At 45.1% G+C, this 3,531-nt stretch carries 4 protein-coding genes; all 4 read right to left on the minus strand.

The features are described 5' to 3' along the window. A partial coding sequence (locus tag PGX78_RS06220) for a cytidylyltransferase domain-containing protein (RefSeq protein WP_442864803.1) occupies positions 1-109 on the minus strand: 109 nt, incomplete at its 3' end. A 1-nt stretch (position 110) separates the two neighbouring features. Continuing rightward, positions 111-1,241 (minus strand): tetraacyldisaccharide 4'-kinase, encoded by a 1,131-nt coding sequence (gene lpxK, locus PGX78_RS06225; RefSeq protein WP_270445915.1) that lies wholly within the window; start codon positions 1,239-1,241, stop codon positions 111-113. Positions 1,242-1,245: 4 nt separating this feature from the next. After that, the gene (locus PGX78_RS06230; protein WP_270445916.1) at positions 1,246-2,586 is read right to left on the minus strand and encodes a 3-deoxy-D-manno-octulosonic acid transferase; all 1,341 of its coding nucleotides are present in this window, start codon (positions 2,584-2,586) and stop codon (positions 1,246-1,248) included. Between the two features lie 7 nt (positions 2,587-2,593). Then, positions 2,594-3,531, minus strand: a 938-nt coding sequence (locus PGX78_RS06235; protein WP_270445917.1) for an ABC transporter ATP-binding protein, incomplete at its 5' end; no start/stop codon positions are given.

Below are 3,531 nucleotides of genomic sequence, written 5' to 3' on the forward strand. Positions count from 1 at the left end.
CCTGTTCATATACTCGCTGAATCATCGGTTTACCCCCTAAATCGATTAAGGGTTTACCGGGTAATCGCGTCGATGCGAATCGTGACGGGATTATGCATATAAATTTCATTTTATCCTCCCAGCACACGTTTTAATACGCGTTTTACTTCTTCTTCACCGGCTGTAATTTCTATTTCAATCCCCAGCACATATAGGGGGACACTCATAGACTCTACCATAGACGGCGAAAGTTTGACCGCGTCCTTTTCCGTCGTTACTACAACGGCTCGCTGAGCCGTCGCCAAAGATGAGGCCTCTCGCAAGTCTCTTTCCGTATAAACGTGATGGTCGTCAAATCGTAAAGAGCGAACCACTTCATATTCCGCCTCTTCCAGGGTTTCCTCAAAAGAATCGGGACTGCCCAAGGCCGATAAAGCGACGACCTTACTGTCTTCTTCCAGTCCTTCTGCAGATGTCTCTCCCTTCAACCACCGGGCATAGGGAACACACCATTTCGGTTGATGTTCCGCTTCGGCAATGGGCGCACTTTCATTATAGTATCTTAGGAGAGAATAAATCTTTTCCACTTCATCTCTGTCGGCTTCGTCAGCCTTCGTAATAATAAAAAGTCCGGCACGCTCCAATTCATCAAGAGGTTCTCTTAAAATACCGCGCGGCAACAAGTGTCCGTTACCGACAGGATTGGCCGCATTAATCAAGACTATGTCCAACTCTCGTTTCACTTGCCAATGTTGGAAGGCATCATCCATCAAAATGACATCGGGATGAAACTCGTCAACCGCAATATGCCCCGTTTCCGTTCGACGCCTTCCCGATAAAACGGGAACTCCCGGTAGAGAACGCGCCAAAAGGACAGCTTCATCGCCGGCTTCAGCCGGTGTCAATAAAACGTTATTTCCGTCCGATACAATAGCTCCGGTCTTTTCCGCATGCGAACGATATCCGCTGCTCAAAACGGCCACCGTATAGCCCATGCGACGAATTTCCTTTGTCAAAAAAACCGCCATAGGGGTTTTTCCCGTACCGCCGACTGTTATATTTCCCAAACTGATAACCGTAGCATCAAAGGAAGTTTCTTTTTTTATCCCTGCTGCATAAGCGTGACGACGACGTGTAACCGCCTTTTCATAAACTTTTTCAAGCATTTCCAAAAAGGACAGCATCAGATCATCGCCCTTATTTTGTGCCCCCCTTTCCGTCAATTCAAGAAATCGCTTAGTCACTTTTTCACGTAAAGACATATTCCTATCCCCATAACTGCAATTTATCCAACAATTTTTTCAATTCATTTAAATTACGATGCGTTGCTCCTTGGTTTTCACCGACAATTTGCAAGCAACTTTCCTTCATGTGCTTGGCTCTTGCAGGGTTTAATAAAATATCAAGACACGTATCGATAAACTCTTCTTCGTTACGTACCATGGCACAAGCGCCCCGGCTACTGAGAAGTTCGTAAATTTCAACGAAGTTAAACATATTCGGTCCCACGACAATAGGCTTTCCGTGTGCTGCCGGTTCAAGAATATTATGTCCTCCGACTCGAACCAAACTGCCGCCTACGAAAATCAAATCGCCTATGCTGTATACACGGCCTAACTCACCGATCGTATCCAAAATAACACCGTCATAAGGAATGTCCGGCTTACAGCCGGAAACCATTTCACTCCGTTTGACCATAGTTACACCCAAGGACACCCCTTCGCTGATAATTAAATCAGCCTGATAAATATATCTGGGTGCAATAATGAGCTTCGCCTGCGGAAATCGTTCCTTAACCTTGACAAATGCCTTGTACACGGGAACATTTTCGCCCTTGTGCGTACTGCCGGCAATCATAATCGGGTAAGCATCATCATTAAAGCCTATTTCTTTGCGCAACCGTCCCCGCTCTTCTTCCGTCACAATACCGTACGTCTGATCATATTTAGTATTACCCGTTACAATAACTTTATTCGGGTCGGCACCGATACTGATAATATACTGTGCATCAATACGACTTTGCATACAAAAGACGCGTATGGAAGAAAGTACATGGCGTGTAAAGAAGGTAATAAGGCGATAACGTGAAGCACTGCGATTACTGATACGTCCGTTCATCATCATGACGGGAATGTTCTTACTTTCGGCAACACGCAAAAAGTTCGGCCAAATTTCAGTTTCTACCAGAACTATCACCTTAGGATTGACGATATTCAAAATACGATTCGTAAAATACGGCAAGTCGAGGGGAAAATATAAAATCCCGTCAGCCCCTTCAATGATTCGGTGAGCCATACTGAAGCCTGTAGCCGTTACAACGGATACGATGATAACTTCTTCAGGATGTTCTTTTCGCATTTCCCGTACAATCGGACTGGCGGCAACGATTTCCCCCACCGAAGCCGCATGAATCCAAATAGCGTCTCTATCGGATATTTTCTTTTTCAAATCTTCCGGCAGCCAACCGATACTTTGTTTAATCCGTTGAAAAAATCCTTCTTCTCGAAAGAGACGATAAATCAATACGGGAATCAACGTAGCCCAATACAAAAGTAGAAGAATATTATATACCCAGTAAAGAAAGTTGGCTTTTATGTTTAGTTTCAAGAGGACTCTATCCTTCCGTTACGACTTCGGGATTAAATTGAACCGCATATAAGCTCGCATATAAGCCGTCGCGGGCGAGCAACTCCTTGTGAGTACCCGATTCGACAATAGAACCGTGATTGATAACAACGATTTTATCCGCATTTCGAACCGTACTGAGTCGATGAGCAATGACTAAAGACGTTCGTCCTTTCATCAAGGTTTCCAAGGCCGACTGTACTATTTTTTCACTTTCCGTATCCAATGCCGATGTAGCTTCGTCGAGAATCAAAATATGAGGATCCTTCAAAATAGCTCTGGCAATGGCGATTCGTTGACGCTGTCCGCCGGAAAGCGCACTGCCTCTATCTCCGACTACAGTCGCATACCCGTCAGGCAGGTCTTTAATAAACTCATGTGCATTGGCCGCCTTGGCAGCTGCCACGACTTCTTCCTCCGTTGCATCGAGGCGACCGTAGAGAATATTATTCATAATAGATGTATTGAACAACATCGTTTCCTGCGGTACCAGTCCGATTTGGCTGCGCAATGACGAAAAAGTCACATCTCTCACATCCGTGTCGTCAATTTTCAGAGCCCCTGAGGTTACATCGTAAAATCTGGGTACCAAATTGGCAATAGTCGATTTGCCGGCACCGCTGGGTCCCACCAGAGCCACGACTTCACCCGGCTCTACAGTAAGGGTAAAGTCCTTTAATGCTTCATGTTCCTCATCATAAGAGAAGCATACATTTTCAAACTCTACCTTGCCATGAACGATATTCAAGTCTACGGCATCAGGTTTTTCCTCTACGTCCGATTTTGTATCAAGCGTTTCAAATACTCGATCCGCTGCAGCCAACGAACGTTGAATTTCACCGTAAATCTCACTGATTCGACGAACGGGATTCGACAGGTTGATAGCATAAATCAAAAAAGCGATTAAAGCACCTGCCGTCATAGCTC

This window comes from Megasphaera sp. AF13-6AC (assembly GCF_027685385.1).
Taxonomy (GTDB): domain Bacteria; phylum Bacillota; class Negativicutes; order Veillonellales; family Megasphaeraceae; genus Megasphaera; species Megasphaera micronuciformis.